The sequence below is a fragment of the Pseudoxanthomonas sp. LjRoot204_2 genome (assembly GCF_056175765.1).
In genome coordinates, this window is the sequence record NZ_JBGFFG010000370.1 from 1 (window position 1) to 3,382 (window position 3,382).

The window sequence follows — 3,382 nt, forward strand, 5'->3', positions numbered from 1 at the left end:
ACCTGGTGCTGGCCAAGTTGCCGGATGCACCCGCCGGCGCGAAGGGCATCTCGCTGTTCGTGACCCCGAAGTTCAAGGTGGCGAAGGACGGCACCGTGGGCGAGCGCAACACGCTGTCCTGCGGCTCGATCGAGCACAAGATGGGCATCAAGGCGTCGGTGACCTGCGTGATGAATTTCGACGGTGCGCAGGGTTACCTCGTCGGCCAGCCGCACAAGGGCCTGCAGGCCATGTTCACCATGATGAATACCGCGCGCCTCGGCGTGGGCCTGCAGGGCGTCGGCCTGAGCGAGCGCGCGTACCAGAACGCGCTGCGGTACGCGCGCGAGCGCCTGCAGACGCGCGCATTGAGCGGACCGARGTTCCCCGACAAGCCGGCGGATCCGATCATCGTCCACCCCGACGTGCGCCGGATGCTGCTGACGATGAAATCGCTGATCGAGGGCAGCCGCCTGCTGGCGCTGCACGCGGGCAGCCTGATCGACGTGGCCAACCATGCCGAGGATGCCGCGGAGCGCGAGCGGGCCGACACGCTGGTGAGCTTCCTCACTCCGATCTCGAAGGCCTGCCAGACCGAGTGGGGCATCGAGAACACGTACCACGCGCTGCAGTGCTTCGGCGGCCACGGCTACATCCACGAACACGGCATGGAACAGCTGGCGCGCGATGCCCGCATCACCACGCTGTACGAGGGCACCACCGGCATCCAGGCGCTGGACCTGATGGGGCGCAAGACCGCCGCCACCCAAGCGGCGGGCCTGAAGCTGTTCCTGGCCGACGTGCATGCCTTCGTCCAGCAACACAAGGACGACGCGTCGCTGACGGAGTTCATCGATCCGCTTCAGCAGAAAGCCGCGGAGTGGGCGGGGCTGACGAAGAACATCCTGCAGCGTGCGGCGGCGAACCCGGAGGAAATCGGTGCAGCCAGCACCGACTATCTGTTCTACTCGGGCTACGTCGTGCTGGCCTACTGGTGGGCACGCAGCGTGGCAGCCGCCGACGCATCGACGCATGGCGATGCCTTCCGGCAGGCCAAGCGTGAGACTGCCCGGTTCTACTTCGCCCGCATCCTGCCGCGCACGCTGGCCCATGCCGCCGCCATCGAATCCGGCGCGGACACGCTGATGGCGATGGACGACATCCGCTTCGGCGAGTGATCCGGTACTGGAGGAGCGCGGGCGTCGCGCTCCTCCGAACAAAAGCCGCGCCGGATACACATTTCGTCAACATTTGGGTATAACCTGCTTCTCCATGGAAGCAGACAGAGCTCAGCTTCACCTGGTACAGACCGGTTCTCTTTCCTCGCCGGTTCCGTCTCCGTCGTCCCCCCGTCCCCACCCCGCCGCCCTGCGACTGCTGTCGCTGGATGCGCATGGCCGCGTGCTGGACTGGATCAACTGGCAGGACGCAACCTGTCTGTACGCGCGCGGTGCAGTCGCATGGACGCTGGGCGACCCCTGCCTGCATGTGCACGGCGGCGTCTCCCGGCTGACCGGCGAGCAGAGCCTGATCGAACTGCACCCGATCGTGGCCTCGCGCGGCCATGCCCGCGCGCATGCCCTGTCGCCCACGCCGACGCTCACCAACACCGCGCTGTTCGCCCGCGATGCCCATCTGTGCCTGTACTGCGGGCATGAGTACGCGCGCCCCCACCTGACCCGCGACCACGTGCTGCCCCTGTCCAAGGGCGGCAAGGACATCTGGGAAAACGTGGTGACGGCCTGCTTCCACTGCAACTCCCGCAAGAGCAACCGCACCCCGCAACAGGCGCACATGCCGTTGCTCGCGGTGCCGTACCGGCCGAGCTGGATCGAGCACCTGATCCTCTCGAACCGCAACATCCTGGCCGACCAGATGGCATTCCTGAAGGCCCAGCTGCCGAAGAAGTCCAAGCTGTCCGCTTGATTCACGGGCAGCATGCCCGGCCCACACGCGCGGAAAGGCGGTCGCCGACGCGAACCACGAGAGGTCGATCGCAAGCGCACGCGGCCATGCTGCCCGACCCGGGGACGCCCTGACGCACCCGCTGGCGAGGAACGCAGGGATGATGCCTGCCCGACCCTCGCCACGACCTTCCTGAACCGCCGTGGGGGACCCCACGCCGGCTTCACGCGCTTGCTTGCCCCACTTCACATCAGGGGGGGACAATGACGCCTCAGAAGAAGCCTGCTGCCGATGATCGCCCCCGACCGCTATCCCCGCCTTTCACGCATCCACGTTCCGGCCGACCTGCGCCAGTTCGACGAATCCGAACTGCCTGCCATCGCCGAGGAGCTGCGGGGCTACCTGATCGAGTCGGTGGGCAAGAGCGGCGGACACTTCGGCGCCGGCCTGGGCGTGATCGAACTGACGGTCGCCCTGCACTACCTGTTCGATACACCGCGCGACCGCCTGGTGTGGGACGTCGGCCACCAGACCTATCCGCACAAGATCCTGACCGGCCGACGCGACACCATCCACACGGTCAAGCAGAAGGACGGCGTGGCGCCGTTCCCGAAGCGCGACGAAAGCGAGTACGACACGTTCGGCGTGGGCCATTCGTCCACGTCGATCTCCGCCGCGCTAGGCATGGCGATCGCGCTGCAGCAGCAGGGCGACGACCGCAAGGTCGTGGCGGTGATCGGCGACGGCGCGATGACGGCCGGCATGGCCTTCGAAGCGCTGAACCATGCCGGCGGCATGGAGCCCGAGCCCAACCTTCTGGTGATCCTCAACGACAACCAGATGTCGATCTCCGAGAACGTCGGCGGCCTGACCAAGATGCTGGGCCGGCTGAGCAGCAGCCGCACGCTCAACGCATTGCGCGAAGGCGGCAAGAAACTGCTGGGCGACAAGAAGAAACCGCCGGCCCGATTCATGCGTCGCTGGGAAGAGCATTGGAAGGGCATGTTCGTGCCGTCCACGCTGTTCGAACAGATGGGCTTCCACTACACCGGTCCGATCGACGGCCATGACGTCGAAGCCCTGGTCGGCGCGCTGAAGACGCTCAAGACCCTCAAGGGTCCGCAACTGCTCCACATCCTGACCACCAAGGGCAAGGGATACGAACTGGCCGAGGGTGACCAGATCGGTTACCACGCCGTGGGTCCGTTCGATCCCGAGAAAGGCCTGGTCAGCAAGGGGGGTACGAAGAAGCCCACCTACACCGACATCTTCAGCGACTGGCTCTGCGATATGGCCGCCGTCGAACCCAGGCTGCTGGGCATCACCCCGGCGATGCGCGAAGGCTCGGGCCTGGTGCGCTTCAGCAAGGAATATCCCGAGCGCTACTTCGACGTCGCCATCGCCGAACAGCACGCCGTGACGCTCGCGGCGGGCATGGCCTGCGAGGGCMGSAAGCCGGTGGTSGCGATCTATTCGACCTTCCTGCAGCGCGGCTACG

At 66.4% G+C, this 3,382-nt stretch carries 3 protein-coding genes; all 3 read left to right on the forward strand.

Going from position 1 to position 3,382, the window contains the following annotated elements; genetic code table 11:
• Window positions 1-1,157, forward strand: a 1,157-nt coding sequence (locus AC04L7_RS14910) for an acyl-CoA dehydrogenase C-terminal domain-containing protein (protein ID WP_475513302.1), incomplete at its 5' end; no start/stop codon positions are given.
• A gap of 94 nt (window positions 1,158-1,251) precedes the next feature.
• Entirely contained in the window at window positions 1,252-1,905 is a 654-nt protein-coding gene (locus AC04L7_RS14915) for an HNH endonuclease (RefSeq protein WP_299342689.1), read from the forward strand.
• Window positions 1,906-2,175: 270 nt separating this feature from the next.
• On the forward strand, window positions 2,176-3,382 hold a 1,207-nt coding region (gene dxs, locus AC04L7_RS14920; protein WP_475513303.1), incomplete at its 3' end, for a 1-deoxy-D-xylulose-5-phosphate synthase.